This window comes from Peribacillus sp. AS_2, assembly GCF_026891895.1.
In the GTDB taxonomy this organism is placed as follows: Bacteria; Bacillota; Bacilli; order Bacillales; family DSM-1321; genus Peribacillus; species Peribacillus frigoritolerans.
The window spans coordinates 253,398-272,498 of the sequence record NZ_JAPTGA010000001.1; the positions used below are offsets into that span (position 1 = coordinate 253,398).

At 38.4% G+C, this 19,101-nt stretch carries 12 protein-coding genes and 1 pseudogene; 8 read left to right on the plus strand and 5 right to left on the minus strand.

The window, feature by feature from the left end; translation table 11 throughout:
• The first annotated feature begins 119 nt into the window (after nucleotides 1–119).
• The 3 genes from secA (at nucleotide 120) to OTG27_RS01225 (ending at nucleotide 4,988) form a co-directional block, all read left to right on the plus strand.
• On the plus strand, nucleotides 120–2,498 hold the full coding sequence (gene secA, locus OTG27_RS01215) for a preprotein translocase subunit SecA (protein WP_268935994.1): 2,379 nt from the start codon (nucleotides 120–122) through the stop codon (nucleotides 2,496–2,498).
• Entirely contained in the window at nucleotides 2,495–2,956 is a 462-nt protein-coding gene (locus OTG27_RS01220; protein ID WP_268935995.1) for an SLAP domain-containing protein, read from the plus strand. Before secA ends, OTG27_RS01220 begins: the two co-directional genes overlap by 4 nt.
• Nucleotides 2,957–3,200: 244 nt before the next feature.
• Nucleotides 3,201–4,988 carry an LTA synthase family protein gene (locus OTG27_RS01225; protein WP_268935996.1) on the plus strand — a complete coding sequence of 596 codons (1,788 nt, stop codon included), beginning with the start codon at nucleotides 3,201–3,203 and terminating at the stop codon, nucleotides 4,986–4,988.
• Nucleotides 4,989–5,008: 20 nt separating this feature from the next.
• Here the strand turns inward: OTG27_RS01225 and OTG27_RS01230 are convergent, their stop codons facing one another.
• The 4 genes from OTG27_RS01230 to tagD form a co-directional block, all read right to left on the minus strand.
• Nucleotides 5,009–5,935, minus strand: a complete 927-nt coding sequence (locus OTG27_RS01230) for an LCP family glycopolymer transferase (RefSeq protein ID WP_268935997.1) — start codon at nucleotides 5,933–5,935, stop codon at nucleotides 5,009–5,011.
• 263 nt (nucleotides 5,936–6,198) lie between these two features.
• Entirely contained in the window at nucleotides 6,199–7,239 is a 1,041-nt protein-coding gene (locus tag OTG27_RS01235; protein WP_268935998.1) for a C40 family peptidase, read from the minus strand.
• 293 nt (nucleotides 7,240–7,532) lie between these two features.
• Nucleotides 7,533–8,696 (minus strand): CDP-glycerol glycerophosphotransferase family protein, encoded by a 1,164-nt coding sequence (locus OTG27_RS01240; protein ID WP_268935999.1) that lies wholly within the window; start codon nucleotides 8,694–8,696, stop codon nucleotides 7,533–7,535.
• Nucleotides 8,689–9,087: a glycerol-3-phosphate cytidylyltransferase gene (gene tagD / locus OTG27_RS01245; RefSeq protein ID WP_034315711.1), complete on the minus strand. Its 399-nt coding sequence runs from the start codon at nucleotides 9,085–9,087 to the stop codon at nucleotides 8,689–8,691. The genes OTG27_RS01240 and tagD overlap by 8 nt, the downstream gene beginning before the upstream one ends.
• An 888-nt stretch (nucleotides 9,088–9,975) precedes the next feature.
• Between tagD and OTG27_RS01250 the strand changes: the two genes are divergently transcribed.
• The 5 genes and pseudogenes from OTG27_RS01250 to tagH all read left to right on the plus strand — a co-directional run bounded on the left by OTG27_RS01250 (nucleotide 9,976) and on the right by tagH (nucleotide 17,885).
• Nucleotides 9,976–13,305, plus strand: a complete 3,330-nt coding sequence (locus OTG27_RS01250; protein WP_268936000.1) for a CDP-glycerol glycerophosphotransferase family protein — start codon at nucleotides 9,976–9,978, stop codon at nucleotides 13,303–13,305.
• A 96-nt stretch (nucleotides 13,306–13,401) separates the two neighbouring features.
• A complete protein-coding gene (locus OTG27_RS01255) occupies nucleotides 13,402–14,940 on the plus strand; it encodes a glycosyltransferase family 2 protein (protein ID WP_268936001.1) in 1,539 nt (512 codons plus the stop codon).
• Nucleotides 14,941–15,063: 123 nt separating this feature from the next.
• A pseudogene (locus OTG27_RS01260) lies at nucleotides 15,064–16,269 on the plus strand (CDP-glycerol glycerophosphotransferase family protein); the annotation flags it as partial.
• A 3-nt stretch (nucleotides 16,270–16,272) separates the two neighbouring features.
• Nucleotides 16,273–17,070 carry an ABC transporter permease gene (locus OTG27_RS01265; protein ID WP_034315708.1) on the plus strand — a complete coding sequence of 266 codons (798 nt, stop codon included), beginning with the start codon at nucleotides 16,273–16,275 and terminating at the stop codon, nucleotides 17,068–17,070.
• Between the two features lie 17 nt (nucleotides 17,071–17,087).
• Nucleotides 17,088–17,885 (plus strand): teichoic acids export ABC transporter ATP-binding subunit TagH, encoded by a 798-nt coding sequence (tagH, locus tag OTG27_RS01270; RefSeq protein WP_057278145.1) that lies wholly within the window; start codon nucleotides 17,088–17,090, stop codon nucleotides 17,883–17,885.
• 37 nt (nucleotides 17,886–17,922) lie between these two features.
• Here the strand turns inward: tagH and OTG27_RS01275 are convergent, their stop codons facing one another.
• A complete protein-coding gene (locus OTG27_RS01275; RefSeq protein WP_268936002.1) occupies nucleotides 17,923–19,089 on the minus strand; it encodes a glycosyltransferase family 4 protein in 1,167 nt (388 codons plus the stop codon).
• Nucleotides 19,090–19,101 lie beyond the last annotated feature (12 nt).

Consider the following 19,101-nt stretch of genomic DNA (forward strand, 5'->3'; position numbering starts at 1 on the left):
ATTTGTCTTTCAAAAAAATAAAGAATTTCTATATAATTACAATAAAGTTTATAAACAGTAAATACATAACTGATATAATTTCACTAAAGGTCAATTGAATTAATAGGAGAGAAAACCCTATGCTATCCAGTATGAAAAGGTTCTTCAAAGAAGGTTCTAAAGACTTGAAGAGAATTTATAAGTTGGTAGAAGAAGTGAATCGGCTAGAGGGTAAATATGAAAAATATTCAGATCTGGAATTAAATGGAATGAAGGATAGATTTAAAGGCATTTTGGATGCTGGTGATAATATTTTGGATATACAAGCCGAAGCTTTTGCGGTCGTGAGGGAGGCTTCCAAGCGAGTATTGAATCTTAGGCACCATGATGTTCAGCTTGCAGGCGGTTTTGTCCTGAGTGAAGGGGGCATTGCCCAAATGAATACGGGCGAGGGGAAGACGCTTGTCTCTACATTGCCTAGCTATTTACATGCACTGTTCGGTAATGGTGTCCATATAATAACGGCCAATGAATATTTGGCCAAACGTGATAAAGAGTTAATGGGACAAATTCATGAATTTCTAGGATTGACGATCGGTTTGAACATTTCCCAAATGGGACCTTCCGCGAAACGTGAAGCATATGCGGCAGATATCACGTATGGGACGGCAACAGAGTTCGGTTTTGATTATTTGCGTGATAATCTGGTTTATCGAAGGGAAGACAAGGTTCAAAGAGGACACCGATTTGCCATTGTCGATGAGGTTGACAGCATCTTGATTGATGAAGCGAGGACACCATTAATCATTGCGGGCAGGGCAAACGACGGAACCGAGCTTCACCAGATCACGGCGCAAATCATGAAGACATTTATAGAAAAGGATGATTACGAGATTTCCGTCGAGTCAAGGTCCGCCTTCTTCACGGATCAAGGTGCTTCCAAGATTGAAGAGGCCTTTGGCATCGACAATCTGTATGGAATGGAGCATCAAGAGTTATTACATAATGTTACACAGGCTCTGAAAGCGCGGGCAATCATGAAGTTGGATGTGGACTACATTGTCATCGATGGAAAGATTGCAATCATCGATAAATTCACAGGCAGGGTGATGGAAGGGCGAAGCTTCAGTGACGGGCTGCATCAAGCCATTGAGGCAAAAGAGGGATTGGAGATTTCCGAAGAGAATGAAACACAGGCTATGATTTCCGTCCAAAATTATTTTCGATTATATCATTCAATGTCTGGGATGACAGGGAGTGCCATACCATCAAAGTCTGAATTCCAGGAAATATATCAGCTCCCCGTCATTGAAATTCCAACTAATGAGCCTATTATTCGAGTGGATGAGGTTGATTTGCTTTATAAAGATGAAACAAGCAAAATCAACAAAATCGTCACGGAAGTAAAACGAATACATGAAGAAGGCAGACCTATCCTGATCGGGACGACCTCCATTGAGCAATCTGAAAAAATTTCGGTTCAACTGGATAATCGGAAAATTAAACATCAAATCCTTAATGCGAAGACGGAAGAGGATGAAGCGGAGATCATTGCGAATGCCGGGCAAAAAAAACAAGTGATGCTGGCTACGAACATGGCTGGGAGAGGAACGGATATATTACTTGGGAATGATGTCAAGGAATTGGGCGGCCTTCATATTATCGGGACGGAGCGTCACGAAAGCCGTCGGATCGATATGCAGTTAAGAGGACGTTCCGGGCGGCAGGGTGATCCTGGTTCAACACAATTCATCATTTCTTTGGAAGATGATTTGTTTCATTACTATGATGAAGAAGAATTGGGACGTTATATCAAGAAAATCAAAACGGATGAAAATGGGTTGGTGCTGGGCCCTGCACCCGATAAATTCGTTAAAATGGTTCAGGATTCGGTAGAGCAGATGCATCAATCAAGCCGATATCACATATTGAAGTTGGAACATGCATTAAATGAGCAGAGTAAAATCATCTATGCAATGAGAAATCGGATTCTTTATATGGAGCCTGAACGGATGTCGGCCATTTTACTTGACTACATCGTAAAATACATTACTCGGCTCACAGTGAAATATGACCGTGAACATATAGCAGAGCCTGATTCCTCTGACTTAATTGAAGAGCTAACCTTTGTTTTGCTGTCGTTAGGTTGGCAGGAAAGTGATTTAAAGGATATAAAAGGCCAAATTGAAGGAAGGGTATGGGAGGCTTTAGGTAAATGGGAATCGAGACTGGTGATCTTTCAAGCCGATGCAGAATGGGGAAACCAGTTGCGCGCTTTCATGCTGCAGCAAATCGATACAAATTGGATGAACCATTTAGATGAAATGAACAGTTTGAAGGAAGGCATTGGTTTAAGCGAATATGGTCAGCAGGACCCATATGCGTTGTTTGAAAAAGCAGCTCTCAGTCAATTCAACCTTCTATTAAGTAAAATTGAGGCGGAGATAAGCATCCGTTTTATGGAATATATGAAAAGCAATCAGCAAGATGCAGCTTCTTTCGAGGGGGAGGAACGATGAGTTTATTTGGAAAAAGGGATAATGCAGCTTCAGATGTACCTAAGTTAGCAAATCATGATGACACCGTTCATACTGTCCTGATGTTTCACAAGGGGTGGGATATTTCCAAACAAGAGAAATATGTATATAAATTCCACCATCAAAGGCTGCCTGCATTAAAACCGAACCAAATTTCTATATCCGGCATCAAGCTGACTAGGGTGGAAGATGATGTCATCATAGAGGCTTTTCTGCGAAGTTCAATAGAGAAAGCCGTCAGTTTTGATATCGTGGATTTACTGTTAGTTGATGGAGATGGAAAATTCCTCGCGAAAAAGACATTCGATCTTTCAGAGCTTGGTGAGCTTCCAGCACTTTCATGCATGCCATGGCGTTTCTTGTTCGAGGAAGGGGATATGTTGGCGGAATCGATTCCTGATGAAGGTTGGAAGATTGCTTTTGAATGGAAGAGAAAGTAGAAAAACAACCGCAAGAGTCTAGCGGCAATCGGCAGCTTTTTTGCCGGAGCACCAAAGCAAAGCCCTCATCCTTTTAGTGATGAAGGTTTTTTGTTTATTAGGGAGGTAAGTAGCACCAAATATTTATGCCACTTTCTGTGTGCAATTTCTCATAAATGGTAACGATAAGTAATATTTATAAGTAATCTTCCGCAATCTAGCCTAACCAAGGCTTGGAAATAATGAAGAGGAAAGTGGCAGGAGCATGAAGAATAACCGTAATCAACGCTTGAAGGAGAGGCTATTTGAGTTATTGTCATTCTCAATCGTGGCCATACTTTTCATTTATACGAATGATAGGATGGGTAACGATCTTTCTATTGGAATAATTACGATAATCATCGGTGCTGCCGGTTTTGTTGTTTATCTGAAGGAATGGATATCGAATCGAATCGTAAAGGGCATCATTTTTTCAGTTTTCCTTCTTTCGATCATGGTCTTTTTCCTTGGGGACATCTGGTTTTATCGTTATTATTCGACACCTATAACATCCTATATGTGGATGCAAAAAAGCAATCTGAATGGGCTAGGTGAAAGTATATTCAGTATGATGGAAATCAAGGATGCAATCTTTCTTCTGGCAGGCATTCCAATTGCTGAATCTTTTGTGAAGAAAAAATACCCCCTCAAGCATATGGCACTTGTGCCGGCCGTAATATTCCTGATGATAGCAGGATTAAAACCGGTCAAGAATATCTTTATCGACAAAGTAGATATAACCCGGCGTTATGAGGCAAATACCTTCTTGCGAACCTGGGGCCCTATCGGTCATCATGCATTGGATACGTATGCCTATTTTACTGACTCGGGAAGGGATGAAATGTCTTCGGAAGAAAAGAAGGCCGTTTCTGATTACTTCAATAAAAAGAAAAGAAAGGAAAATGCCCATTCAGGATCCTTGGAAGGGAAGAATCTCATTATCATCCAGGTGGAATCTTTACAGTCGTTTCCGCTCTTTCAAACCAGTGCCGGGCAGGAGGTCACGCCATTCATGAATGGAATGGCGAAAGGGGGATTGTATTTCCCGCATGTATATCCGCAGACGGTATTTGGAAATTCATCTGATGGAGAGCTTATCGTGAATACCGGACTATTTCCTTTAAAGCAAGGTGCGACCTTTTTTCGGTTCCCTTATAATGATTTTCCTGGTCTTGCCAAGGAATTAAAGAAGTCGGATTATCAAAGTTTTGCTTTCCACGGAGATGAAGAAGACTTTTGGAATAGGCAGCATGCATATCCCTCGCTAGGTTTTGATGACTATCTTTCCATAGAGGATATGAAGCAGGACGAGATGATTTCGATGGGCTTGGGAGACCGCAGTTTCTTTAATCAAAGCTATGATTTCTTAAAAGATAAACAAAACCCCTATTACGCTTTTTTCGTTACTTTGACCAGCCATGTACCTTTTTCACTGCCGAAGGAACAGATAACAATGAAGCATGAAGTTGGAAAAGAAAATAGTTACCTGACTAAATATTTCGAAGCCATTCATTATACAGATTCAGCTATCGGGGATTTCGTGAAGAAGTTGAAGGATGACGGGAAGTTGAAAGACAGCGTAATTGTCATTTACGGAGATCATGATGGGCTATTCTTAAAAGATAAACACGAGGTTGAAGCGTATTATGGTAGTAAAATTAGCAATGAAGAGTGGATTGAAAAATATATGCCCATTCCCGTGATCATTTATCAGGAGGATATGGAAGGGAGAACGATTGATAAGGTGGCGGGCCAAATCGATATTCTGCCCACTCTATATGATTTGTTCAATATAAAGAGTTCTTCATACTTTGGAGAGAGCATGCTGGATGGCGAAGAGGGTGATGCCTTGATATTAAAAGGGGATTATGGTTCTCAAATGAAAATAAATGGGGAAGGCAAGGTCGAAGGATTTTCACCAGAAGATCAAAAGGAGATTGATCTGAGTGATCAGGTGATACGCTCCGATTACTTTAAAAAAATTGAGAAAGAGGTAAAAAAAGAGGATGACTGATAAAAGTCATCCTCCTTACATTATAATCCCAAATGTGCTTTAACGCGATTTTGGGCTTCAAGCTTTGTATCTTCTGGAACGATGTTGTACCAAACGCCATTTACCCGTTGATTGTCACCTTCAAGTGTATATTGTTCAATATTTTTGAGGGATGATTTGTAGTTATTTTGAATGCTCAGCATTTCATTGAAACTTAAATTGGTTTCCACGTTTTTACCTAAAGCTTCGAATATATCGTCATAATTGGTAAGTGTTGATAGGCTTGCCCCTTTTTTCATGACAGCTTGGATAACTTGGCGTTGCCGCATTTGCCGTCCATAATCCCCGCGGGGATCTTCTTTACGGATTCGGGAATAAATCAAGGCCTCTTTACCATTTAAGTCGATTGTACCTTTGTTGAAGGTATATCCTTTATAGGCAAGGTCCATATCATTATCGACCGTGACACCGCCAACGGCATTCACGATATCCTGAAAGCCTTCCATATTCATTTTGACGTAATAGTCAATCGGAATATCCAAATAGGATTCCACTGTATTTATCGACATGGCGACTCCGCCATATGCATAGGCATGGTTCATTTTATCATTTATCCCTTTACCGACGATTTCTGTACGCGTATCTCTCGGTAAACTCAATAATTCAATCGATTCTTTTTTAGGATTAACGGTCATGACAATCATCGTATCTGATCGACCTGAGTCATTTTTTCTTTCATCCACACCAAGAATTAGTAATGAAAATGGATCTTGGCTTTTGAACTTGATGTCCTCTACACGTTTATCCGTTTTATGGGCTGTGCCCTGCATAGTGCTGATCGCACCGGCTAATGATTGATATACTGAAGCGCCATAAACACCTGCGCCAATGATAAGGATAAGAAGGGTGAAGCCGATTATTTTAAACGTTTTACGTTTCTTTTTCTTTTTTTTATGTTCGGATCTCATTTAATATTCCTCCCTTAACCATCCCACAAAATGGAAGGTGTGAAAAAGTACCTAGTCGGTATTTCTAACTATACCTTTTTTTTGTCAAAAATAGAATAGTTTCTTTTTGTAGTTAGAGTGCATATTTACCTTTTTTCATTCAAAAAAACGAAGGATTCTGAATTCCTTCGTTTACACAGCGTTCATTTTTTCCAAAAGTTATACAATTTATGAATCTTTTCATAAATTTGCCAGACTTTAAGAGAAAGTCTGGCAAGTAAATCTTATAAACTTCTATAACCGATGATTTTACTTTTGAAATAAGAGTTTGAAGTAGTACTGATCGTTACTCCCTTACTTGATGAGGCATGAATGAATTCCCCGCCGCCCAAGTAAATTCCCATATGGCTTATGACTGATTTATTGGAACCCGTTGCAAAGAAGATAAGATCGCCGCTTTTCGGTGAAGTAACTTTTTTGCCCATATCATAATAGGTGGATGATGAAAGCCTTGGAACATCATACCCAGCCTTTTTGAACGTATAGTAGATGAATCCGCTGCAATCGAATCCTGATGGGGAGGAACCCGCCCACGAATAAGGTGTGCCAATCAATTTCTTTGCTTCGGAAACGAGCTTGGCCACTTTGTTTCCTGAACTTGGGGCTTCCACTTTTCCACCATCGTTTTTATCTGCAGGGGCAGTGTTTGCCGAGGTACTTAATTTCAGTTTTTGCCCTACTCTGATTAAATCGGACTTTAGCGAGTTGATTGATTTAAGCTGGGCTACAGTCAAGTTTGTTTTTCTGGAAATCTTGGAAAGAGTATCACCTTTTACCACAATGTATGTAGACGAATTGGCTGGGGTCTGTGTACCACTGGATGGTTTGGAGCTGCCGGGTAAATCAATGGTAGTGGTGGTGGTTGATTTGGATACGATAAGTTTGGCGCCTGCATAAATTCTATCGGATTTTAAGTTATTCAGTTTCATCAATTCAGCAAGTGTAAGGTTATGCTTGTTTGCTATCCTGGTTAAGGTATCACCTGAAACAATGGTATATGTGGTTTTCTTTGTTGTTTTCACGGAAACTGAAGGAGCATTTGATGTTGTTTTGGAGTTGGGTGTAATTAATTTTTGATTGATTCTCAAAAAGTCTGATTTTAAGTTATTAAGCTGTTTTAAGTCTTTTACCGTCGTATTATGATTTTGGGCGATTTTACTTAGGTTATCACCGCTTTTGACTGTATATGTACCGGCAAGGGCAGGAGAAACAAAAGTCGAAGATAAAATGGCTAATGTCGAAAATGCGACAACACTTTTTTTCACGGTTTTCCACCTCGAATATGTCTTTTTCCCTATTCTAACAAAATAAATGGGTTTAAACATATTACATTTTTGTTACAAGGGGAAAATAGTAGTATTTTACTGGTTTATATTGGTGGCGTTTGAGTATTGTAATCTACAATATTTTCTATATTGTGAGTCTTTTTTCATATTTCGGAGCGTGGTGTTTCCCTTTTTCACTTTATGAAAAAAATGTACCTTTTTGTAGGGCGTGCATTCCGCTCAGTGGTTATGGAAAAATAGAAAACCCACTTCGTTTTACGAAGTGGGTGGTTTTATTTATAAAGGAAATCAACTAAGTTCCTGCTTGAATTTCCCGTGGAGTATTCATTCCATTTTTGGTTAAAGGAAGCGATCTTCATTGATGAATGATCGGCAGTACGGATTTTCCTCAAGAGCTCTTCCGTGGTGGATACCACGGGTCCGGGCATGGAAGAAGAGTAATCCTCCCAGAATCCCCGTTCCTGCACATACTTTTCTAAGTCATATGCAAAGAATATCATGGGTCTTCCCAAAAAAGAGAATTCAAATGGAATCGATGAGTAATCGGTTATTAAAAGATCCGTACTGATCAGCAGTTGATTAACGTGAAAGTCACTATTGACAGGGTAAATGAATCCCGGGAATTTATCTTGTAAATCATGCTCTGCTTTTACTGCTGGATGCAGCTTTAGCAATAACGCATAATTTTCGCCCTTAAGTTCCTTGTAGAGCAATTCCAAATCAAGAGCAATCTTTCCGTTGTTCAAGCCGTCATTACGAAATGTAGGGGCATATAACATGATTTTCTTATGCTCAAGTTCTGGATACTTGGCCAGCAAAGCATTACGGGCAGTCCTTTTTGATTCATCATTAAAAAAGAAATCGGTCCGAGGGATCCCGGTCCTTAGGATATGGGATGCCGGCAGTTGGAAACTTTCTTGATAAATCTCGGCCATTCTCTCTGAACCTGCCGTAACATAATCGAATTTATCATATACCTCAAAAAATCTTTTCCTTGCACCGGCTGAACGGTTTTTAATGGAAGGATCTTTTGCTCCGAATTGCTTTACGGCACCGGCCGCATGCCACACTTGCACGCATGTCACTTGCTTTTTGAATGAAATGGCTGAAAGAAAGCCAAAATAATTATCGATGATAATCCATCTTGATGTAGCCAGATGATAAATCGATCGGATCATGGCACTGATATTTTTTGATTCAAACGGAAGGACGATGGTTTCCCCATCGTCCTTAACTTGTATAGAACTGCTTGATTTCATTAAAAATACCTTTTGAACGGAAATGTCCTGCTTGTCCATTTCATCTGCGATATATTGGCAATTGTCCCCGAATGATGTGACAAAGGTCGTTTTGTCATATAAAGGGAAAAGTTTAAAGATAGAGAATAAAACTTTGAAACAAAAAAGATAAATCCCTATCGCGAATTCTTTAGCCATTAGTAACTTGTAGAAGGTCATCTTTAATTTGGGAAGTTGAAATGCCGATTGTCCTTGGAAGGTAGACCACTTCACAAACTTCGGATAATTCATCGAATTGGCCTTTCCAGTCATCACCCATTACAAAGATATCCACACCTTCGCGAACGATGTCTTCCTTCTTTTGTTCCCAATTGTCTTCAGGTATGACTTCATCCACATAACGAATTGATTCTAGGATCATTTTTCTGTTTTCAAAGCTGTGATAAGCTTTTTTATCTTTTAAAGCATTGAATTCATCCGTAGAAATGGCAACGATCAGATAATCCCCTAAATCTTTAGCACGTTTTAATAGATTGATATGACCCCAATGAAGCAAATCAAAGGTTCCGTAAGTGATTACTTTTTTCATTTTTATTCCTCCTTTAAGACTCTTGAACTGTTATTCAATCAAATTAATATATATTTGGTCTATTAGAATATGAAATGGAACAATAAAACAGGCAACCAGCTCTTTAATTCTGCTTGTTGTTTTCCTATATTTTTTAGGCAATGACATTCTCTAACTAATTATAACTTAATAGCTTTACAAATAAACCACAATTTTTTTACAAATAAACCACAATTTTTTACATTGATGATTCTTGTAAATATTATTTTTTAAGTTAAAATTAAATGTTGACTAATTTGTATGACTCTGAAGGGCATAATAAAGTGTCCATAATTAATGTAAGGATTTATACTTAATGGTATTTAAAAATAATTCCCCTCACATTAATGAATGAAAAAAGATTTCATCATTCTTGCTGCAATCAGAAAAGCCACTCACAATTTTACCACGTTTAGGAGAGAACAACTAGAGGAGCTTCATAAATCCTGTTTTCTAAAAGTGGAAGGTGAAGGACAGAGGATGGGTATCTACCGGCCATAAATCTATCGCTTAACTTTTATGGAACCATTTAATGAGGGGAAAATATAAACGGTAGACCTGTTTTGAAAGCGTTCACTTTGATAGTAAGAAGACTTCTTTGTAATTGAAAGACATGTTTTTGCTATTCCCTTTCCATTCTGGCAACATGGAAGGACATGCATTTGATTTTTGCGGTTTTTTGTTTTGGTACGACAACAAATCACCTGGATACTTTCTTTTTTGTTCATAGGTGGAATTGAAGGGGAATTAAGGGAAATTCACCTGTCTGTTTAATGATATTGAGGAAAAACCAAAAAAAGTTTATGATTTTAAGGTACAATGAATGATTCATTTTTATTTAAATAAATAATTTGTTATAGGTGGTCTAAAATGATTAAAAAGCTTCTTGGAAAAGGGAAAGCAAAAAAAGCGCCTAAAATTAAGCTAAAACAAGTTCTGACCATTGCGCAAGAGGAAAATATGCTATTGATTAAAGGAGAATTTTCAATAGAACATTATTGCGCAAAAGAACTATGGCTATATTCTAGGGAAAACGAAGATCAGAAAATAAAAATAGCTGAATCGGTGAGCTCGTCTAAATTTGATTTTAAAGTAGATATGAAAGATTTAATGCGGAAATTAGTAGATGATGAACCGACTGTTTATGACTGTTATATAAAGGTAGCCGTTCCGATTGAAAAGCTGAGCAAGAAAACAATACTTAATATCGAACATAAAGCTGAATATGTAGAAGAGAACGAACAGGTTCATATTGAATTTCCAATTCGTCTAGGGCGTTTTCAGGAGACGTACACGAACAATTTAAGTATTTACACCTATGAAGATAAACAAAGTATATTCTCGATAACGAATAAAGGGAATATATCTCTTTACATCAATAAAACCCCTAAAATACAGATTAAGTCTCAAATTGAAAAAATGAAAAACAATTCGAAGACCATGCATGTTAATGGTCAAATCTTCACCAAGCATTCCGCGATCATAAAAGGTGAGGGCCTAGTTAGAGGAAGACAAAGTGGCAAAGAATATCAGGCCAATCTATCTTTTATTCATAATAAGGAAATGAATATTAAGAAATTTGGACTGAATCGATATATATATGATTTGAAATTGGATTTAGAACAATTAGTCAGTGTGGATTTGGAAGATGATGTATATGATATTTACATGAAATTACATTTACATGATCAGGAAGAGCCGAAAATGGTACGCGTCGGAAGACCGACCACGAGAACTAAATTATTTACAAAAAAGACCGATGTGAGCTCGAATAATGGAGTGGCCATCATCAATCCATATTATACCTTTAAAGCATCCAATTTATCTTTGGAAGTGTTTAACTTCTCTACGGAAAGTTATCGATATTTAAAAAAGATGATGGGATGGAGGCGTTTTTTGGCCCTATTTAAAAAGAAAAAGGATGTTTGGCTAATTGGCGAAAGAACTTATAAAGCCCAAGATACCGGATATCACTTTTTTAAATATATGAGGGAAAACCACCCTGAAAAAGAAGTCTATTATGTAATAGAAGAAAATTCCGTGGAAGCCAAGAACGTCGAGCCCTTTGGGAATATCCTTTATTTCAAGTCAAAGGATCATATTAAAAAGACAATGGAATCGACACGTATCATTTCATCACATCATCCGGATTATTTATATCCTTTAAGAACATCTGAATTTAAAAATCGTGTTAAGGGAGTTAAGGTATTTCTTCAACATGGTGTTATGGGGACTAAGAACATGGTTGCAAACTACGGGAAAAATGCATCCTCCGGTTTTAGTACGGATGTTTTTCTAGTTAGTTCAGACTTCGAAAAGGATATGATCGTAACGGATTTTGGATACAACGAAAAGGAAGTATTCACGACCGGACTTTCTAGGTTCGATTCACTGTTTAAGGATGATGTTTTAACAAAGCGGCAATTACTCATCATTCCGACATGGCGAGATTGGATTACATCCGATGAAATATTTTTGGAAAGCGAGTATTTCGAAAGGTATCAGAACTTGGTGAATCACCCGGTTTTACATGAGTTATCTAAAAATAATGGGTTTGAAATCATATTTTGCCTTCACCCTAATATGCAGAAATTCACGTCTTATTTTAAAGATGCCCCTGTTCGGGTGATTAGTCAGGGTGAAGTGGATGTCCAAAGGTTAATTAAGGAAAGCGCGATTATGATCACGGACTATTCAAGTGTTGCTTTCGACTTTAGTTTCCTGCATAAACCGGTTATTTACTATCAATTTGATAGAGATCGTTTCATAGGGAAAAGACCGTCACATTTGGATTTGGATAACGATCTTCCGGGTGAAATCGTTGATGAATTGGATGGATTGTTGGGTGTATTAGCCGAATACGCCAACACTGATTTTGTCATGAAGAAAAAGTATATCGATAAGGCCAACCGTTTTATTAAATATCGCGATGTCCATTCTAATTCAAGGATATTCGAAGTGATTAAACATGCAGAAAAAGATCAGAATTCACTTATTAAATTATATAACCACCCGATATCAAAACTCATTATGAATCGATTTAGGAAAAGTGAACAGTATTTCCCTGTTATGAAAAAAGTTTATAAAATCATGTCCAGGATCATACCGGTTGACCGGAACCTTATTCTTTTTGAAAGTGGGATAGGGAAGCAATTCTCTGATAGCCCCAAATATATTTATGAAGAACTGGTCAAAAGGGATAATAAATATAAAAAAGTTTGGGTGTATAATGGTAATTTACCGATAAAAGGAAAGAACACGAAGCTGATCAAACGCCTAAGCCCGGAATATTATTATTATTTGGCCAAAGCAGGTTATTGGATAAATAATCAAAACTTCCCTACTTATTTAAGCAAAAGGAAGGAAACGACATATATTCAGACTTGGCATGGAACCCCTTTGAAAAAAATGCTGTTTGATATCGATAATATTCAAGGAAGAGACGAGGGGTACTTGAATCGGGTGCATGGTGCAACGAGAACGTGGGATTATTTAATATCACCAAGTCCATACGCATCCAAAGCCTTCAGAAGTGCTTTCAAATATGAGGGGGAAATATTGGAAACGGGATATCCGAGAAATGATTTGTTTTACAAGGAAGATGCTTCACTGGTTGCCGACTCAGTGATGGAAAAACTGAAGATACCAAAAGGAAAAAAAGTCATCTTATATGCTCCTACATTCCGGGATAATCAAACTTCGAAAAACAATAAATTCATTTTCGAGCTGAAATTTGATTTGGAAAGAATGAAGGAAGAACTAGGGGATGAATATATCCTGTTGTTAAGGATGCATGTTGTTATAAGTAATAATCTCAGCATTCCGAGCGAATTCGAGGATTTCGTGATAAATGTATCCAATTATTCAGATATCCAGGAACTTTACCTGATTTCTGATATATTGATTACGGATTATTCTTCCGTAATGTTCGATTTTGCTAATACTGCCCGGCCGATTTTGTACTACACGTATGACTTGGAAGATTACAGAGATAACATCCGCGGATTCTATATGGACTTTGAAAAAGAAGCACCAGGTCCATTTTTAAAAACGACTGAGGAGATTATCGATACTATTACCAATATTGATGAAATAAACATGCAATACAAAGAGAGATATGGTTTATTTAGAGAGAAGTATTGTGGAATAGAGGATGGTAAAGCTACACAGAGAATCGTGGATAAATTTTTTAATGATTGATTCCTGAAATAAAGGGTATTGTTGCTTTTAAGTAACTGGTAACTGGCTGCCTGATAGAAACATCTATGTTACCTCTACATAAAAGGAGGGAATCGTATGAATTTCTTGGTACGTCAAAAGGCGAGGGAACTTTTAAAGAGCGGTAAAATTTCAATAAAAAATAACCCTGTAGGCTTAAGGAATAAATTTTTAGGAAAAGAAAAAAAGGTCACTGTAGTCACGGCTGCTTATAATGCTGAAAAATTCATCAGAAAAACGATTGAATCAGTAATAAATCAGACAATGGGTATGGATCAGATTGAATACATCATTATTGATGATTGTTCGACTGATGCTACCAATAAAATCATTCAGGAGTATACAGCTAAATATAAAAATATCTGTTCAGTTACTCTTCAAGAAAATAATGGTTCACCTGGGACCCCTAGAAACATTGGAATTGAATTGGGAACATCCAAATATATAACTTTTTTAGACGCGGATGACTGGCTTGCCCATGATGGACTGGAAAGCCTCTATAATATCCTGGAGGAAACCGGTGATGATTATGTAGTGGGCAAAACGGTAAAAGTCGAATCTGAGGCAGAGAGTGTCATCGGTGAGTTTGCTTCCATTAAAGAAAGAAGAAGCATCACCCCAATGGATGTTCCGCACTTTTTTTATCATATGGGTCCAACGGCCAGGATGATGAATCTGCCTATGGTTAAAGAACATGAAATTGGTTTTCCGAATATGAAATTCGGTGAAGATAAATGGTTTTTTAATGATGTTTTCTTTAAAGTCAGAGCAGTATCAACTACTAAAAAACCTATTTATTATGTCAATAGGACTTCAGAAAATTCCTCTTCTTTAACACGTGTTACGAATGTGCTGGAAAAAAGAAAAGCGGATATCGACATAATAAAGTATATTCAATCCAAAGACATTGCCATTGAATTGAAAAAGGTGGCACTTAACCGGATTTATGAGTACGATATTGTAAAAACGTTCGACAGCCAAACTTTTGTGAAATCCAAGAATAAAGAAGATTTTATAGAAATATTAAGGGAAGCTGTCGAAACTTCGAAAAACTTGTCATATGATTTTAAGAATGAATTTAAGGTGCCTATTTATAAATTGGCTCTTGAATTATTCATGGGGGATCGCATTGAGGATTTCGTAAAGTTATTTGAATGGTTAAAACGAGATTCCAATAAAAAGTATCACATTAAAGACGGTTTACCATATTATGAACTGCCATTTCTGGACGACGAATATCGTTTTGTCAGGATACCGATGCTTGCCCGTGCAATGGATTCCTTTATCATGGATAATGTCTACCACCAAAGTTTTGAGATTTATGGTGATGATATAGACAACATAGATTCAGTATTGATACGTGATCGAAAAAGAATGGACAATGAAATCAATTGCAGAGTTCAAATAGAAGGTAATAGAGGTCAGTTTACTGTTTCTTTAGAAGAAATTGATAAAATGGAAATGTCATTATTTACAGTGTTCATTCGCTACAATGATTATCAATTGGTGAATATTAAAAGGATCTTGAAAAATAAGATGACGTATAATAAGAAAAATGTGGAGTTTTATACAACAGTGGCAAATAATTTGGGACTGGCAATTAAGTCTTTGGAGTAGCTGTTAGAAGTACGCCAAAAATAAGCTCTCCCTTTTATTGGGTGAGCTTATTTTTAGTTTGAAATGATCATTAATCAATAAAAAGGGAGATCGGATATGTCAAATGAAAATGTACAAACCTCAAAGAGACCTTCCTTTCTATCGTTAGTTAAAAATAAGGCTAAAGCAATTATTTTAAGAGGATATAAAATGGCTTTTGCATTGGCGGGCACAGTGTTGCCAGTGGACCAGAAGCTTGTCATTTTTGAGAGCTTTTTGGGCAAGCAGTATAGCTGTAATCCCCGGGCGATTTATGAATACTTGCAGAGTAACCATCCTGAATATAAAATGTATTGGAGCGTGGATAAAAGATATGCAGCTCTTTTCGAAGAGGCAGGCATTCCATATCTCGATCGTTTTTCATTCAGTTGGCTGCTCAAAATGACAAGGGCCCGTTATTGGGTGACGAACAGCAGGCTTCCGCTTTGGATTCCGAAGCCGAAGCACACGATCTATTTGCAAACGTGGCATGGTACTCCACTAAAGAAGCTTGCGGCGGATATGAATGAAGTTCATATGCCTGGAACGACGACGGATAAATATAAAGAAAATTTCCATGCCGAATCAAGTAAATGGGATTATTTAATCTCACCGAATGCTTATTCAAGTGAAATCTTTGCCCGGGCCTTCAATGTCGATGCCTCTAAAATTCTGGAAACCGGTTATCCACGTAATGATATCCTTTACAACGGGAATAATCGTGATACAATCGACTCATTGAAACAGAAGTTGGGTATACCAATAGAGAAAAAGATCGTTTTATATGCCCCGACTTGGAGGGATGATGAGTTTTATAGCAAGGGAAAATATAAGTTCGAAATAAAACTGGATCTGGATCGAATGAAACGGGAATTGGGGGAGGAGTATGTCATTTTGCTCCGTCTTCATTATTTGGTTTCTGAGAACTTGGATTTATCGGCGCATGAAGGATTCGCCTATGATTTATCCAGTTACGAAGATATTAGTCATTTGTATCTTATTTCGGATTTATTAATAACCGATTATTCATCCGTATTCTTTGATTACGCAAATTTACAGCGTCCGATGCTTTTCTATGTATATGATATTGAAAATTACAGAGATAAGCTTCGCGGATTTTACTTTGATTTCGAAAAGAATGCACCAGGTTTGTTAGTCAAAACATCTGATGCGGTCATTGATAGTATCAAGACGATGAAATATGAAAATACCAATGATATCAATCATTTTCACGAGCGGTTTTGTGCACTCGAGGATGGCCAGGCTTCACGCCGTGTCGTAGAAAAAGTGTTTTTAGGAAGGTCTGTGTAATTTATGAGTTCAGCTTTGACCGTTTTAAAAGAACAAATCAAACATTTTTATTTGGTAAGGCGTTTATCTGTTTATGAGGTGAAAAGTGCCAACAGCAGTAACTACCTGGGAGTCCTATGGGAAATCATCAATCCGATGATACAGATTGCGATTTATTGGTTTGTATTTGGATTTATCATCTTAAATCGCGGGGATGATTTCCTTCCATGGCTGATGGCAGGGATCGTTGTCTGGTTCTTTGTGAACCCGGCCATAACCCAAACGTCCAAATCCGTCTATTCCCGAATGAATATGGTATCCAAGATGAGCTTTCCGATGAGTGTAATTCCATCGTATGTCATCTTTGCTAAGTTGTATCAGCATCTCATGCTGCTGGGAGTCATCATCATCCTATTAGGGTTTACAGGTTACCTCCCTACACTCTACATTTTGCAACTGCCGTATTATGTTGCAGCGACGGTCTTGCTGTTATTTTCGTTGGGTTTAATCACTTCAACATTATCAACCATCATTCGTGACGTTCATAATATCATCGTGTCCTTGATGAAAGTCATGTTTTATTTAACACCAATCCTTTGGGTAATGGATGCTAAGGAACATCCTACCATAGTCAACATCATGAAGCTGAATCCACTATATTATATTGTGGAAGGGTATCGAGCTTCGTTGTTGGGGGAATCATGGTATCTGATAGCGCATTGGGAGTATACGCTTTATTTCTGGGCAGTCGTTATCATCTTGTTTATGATAGGTTCCTCGCTGCATGTCAGGTTCAGAGATCGCTTTGTTGACTTTAAGTAAACTGGAAGTGAGAAAATTTGGAAAAATCGGTGGTAGTCAAAGATATAACGAAAAAGTATAAATTATATAATAAAAACTCGGAAAAATTATTGGATCTCCTTTTGCCTAAAAGCTATGGGGAAGAGTACTTCGCTCTGAGGAATGTTAGTTTTGAAGCAGAAAAGGGCGATGTAATAGGATTTGTCGGGGTCAACGGATCAGGTAAATCCACATTGTCCAATATTATTGCAGGCATTGTCCCGCCTACGGACGGAAATGTCCAAACTAATGGGAAAACGGCCTTGATTGCCGTTTCATCGGGCCTGAATAATCAGTTGACGGGCAGGGAAAACATCGAACTGAAAATGCTGATGCTCGGATTCGATAAAAATCGCATCAAAGAACTTGAGCCTGAGATCATTGAGTTTTCGGAGCTTGGTAAGTTCATTGACCAACCGGTGAAATCCTACTCAAGCGGCATGAAGTCCAGGCTTGGTTTTTCCATTTCCGTGCATATCGATCCAGATATCCTGATTATTGATGAGGCCTTATCTGTCGGGGATAAAAACTTTGCTGAGAAGTGTTTAGAGAAAATGAACGAATTTAAGGCAAAGGGCAAAACGATGTTCTTTGTCAGCCATTCAATCGGTCAGATGAAGAAATTTTGCCAAAAGGCATTATGGCTTGAATATGGAGAGTTAAAGGCATACGGTGACATGAAGGAAGTAATGCCGCAATATGAGGCATTCTTAAAAGAATATAACGCCATGTCTAAACAAGAACAGAAAAAATACCGTGAAGAGCAAATGAAAAGACGTAGTTCCGCACTGGTATGAACGTGAAAAGCAGACCCGGGCTTCGGGTCTGCTTTTTTTAGTTAAGCACTTCAACATAAGCTTTCTCAAACCGCTCGGCTGCTGAAAGGTGGGAGTATTCGCTTTCCATTTTATACCTTGCTTTCGAAGCTAACTTTGCTGCATATTCAGGGTCTTTAAGCAAAAGGGAGATGGCTTGTGCAAGTGCTTCTTTATTTTTTTCCTCTACTAAAAGGCCATCTTCGCCATCAATGAGAATCTCCTTTAAACCCCCGATTGCGCTTGCAATGACGGGTGAGCGGCAACTCATCGCTTCTAAAGCGGAAATGGAAGTCGCTTCTTCCACCCCGTGGGAATGAACGCTAGGGATGAGTACGATTTCCGATGCTTCATAGAGGTTATGCATTTTCTCGAACGGCACAGAACCCAGGAAAAGTACGGAAGCGGATATATTGAGACTTGCTGCGGTTTCCTCAAGACGGCTTCGCTGTTCCCCTGTACCTGCATAAACCAAAACCGTTTCAGGATGTTTTTCCAGCACCTCCGGCAAAGCAAGGAGCGGGTAGATGACACCGTTCTTTTCCGTCATTCTTCTCGGAACGAAAAGCATCTTTTTATGTAGCGGTATTTGAAAGTCCCGGCGAGTTTGCTCCCGCTTTGCCATCTCCGGTTTAAAAGCAGACACGTCAATGAAGTTCTTGATCGTATCCGCCTCTATATGTGCCAAATGATTTATATAGTCTTTGATCCTTTGATCGACCGTCACAACTTTTGCAGCGGACTGGTAAGCTTTTCTTTCTAGCTCGCGAATGATCAAATCTTCTTCACTGTCCGGAAGGAGAGCGCCCCTGCTGACTGCCTCGAATGAATAATACCCATGCACGGTTTGCACCGTTGGTATCCCGGATTCGATGGAAGCGAGGGTTGCGAAAATGTCTTGGGCATTGATGACATCATAGTCCTTTTTCAAGGCGTTAATAGATGAAGCCAATAATTTTTGGCGTTGCCGATCATTGAAAAGCTGGCCGCTCCCCTGTTTTACTTTATTTAATAAAAATCCTGGAGCCTGGGCGAGCATCTTCCTCTTGAAAGCTGGTAATTGAGAGAAAGATAATATGTCCACATTATGGCCCCGTGACATTAACCCCTTTTTTAACGTAGTGATATGGCTCGATAGCCCCCCTTCATGAGGGTAGTTGAAAATCGTTGTGATTAAAATGTTCATATTGGCACTCCT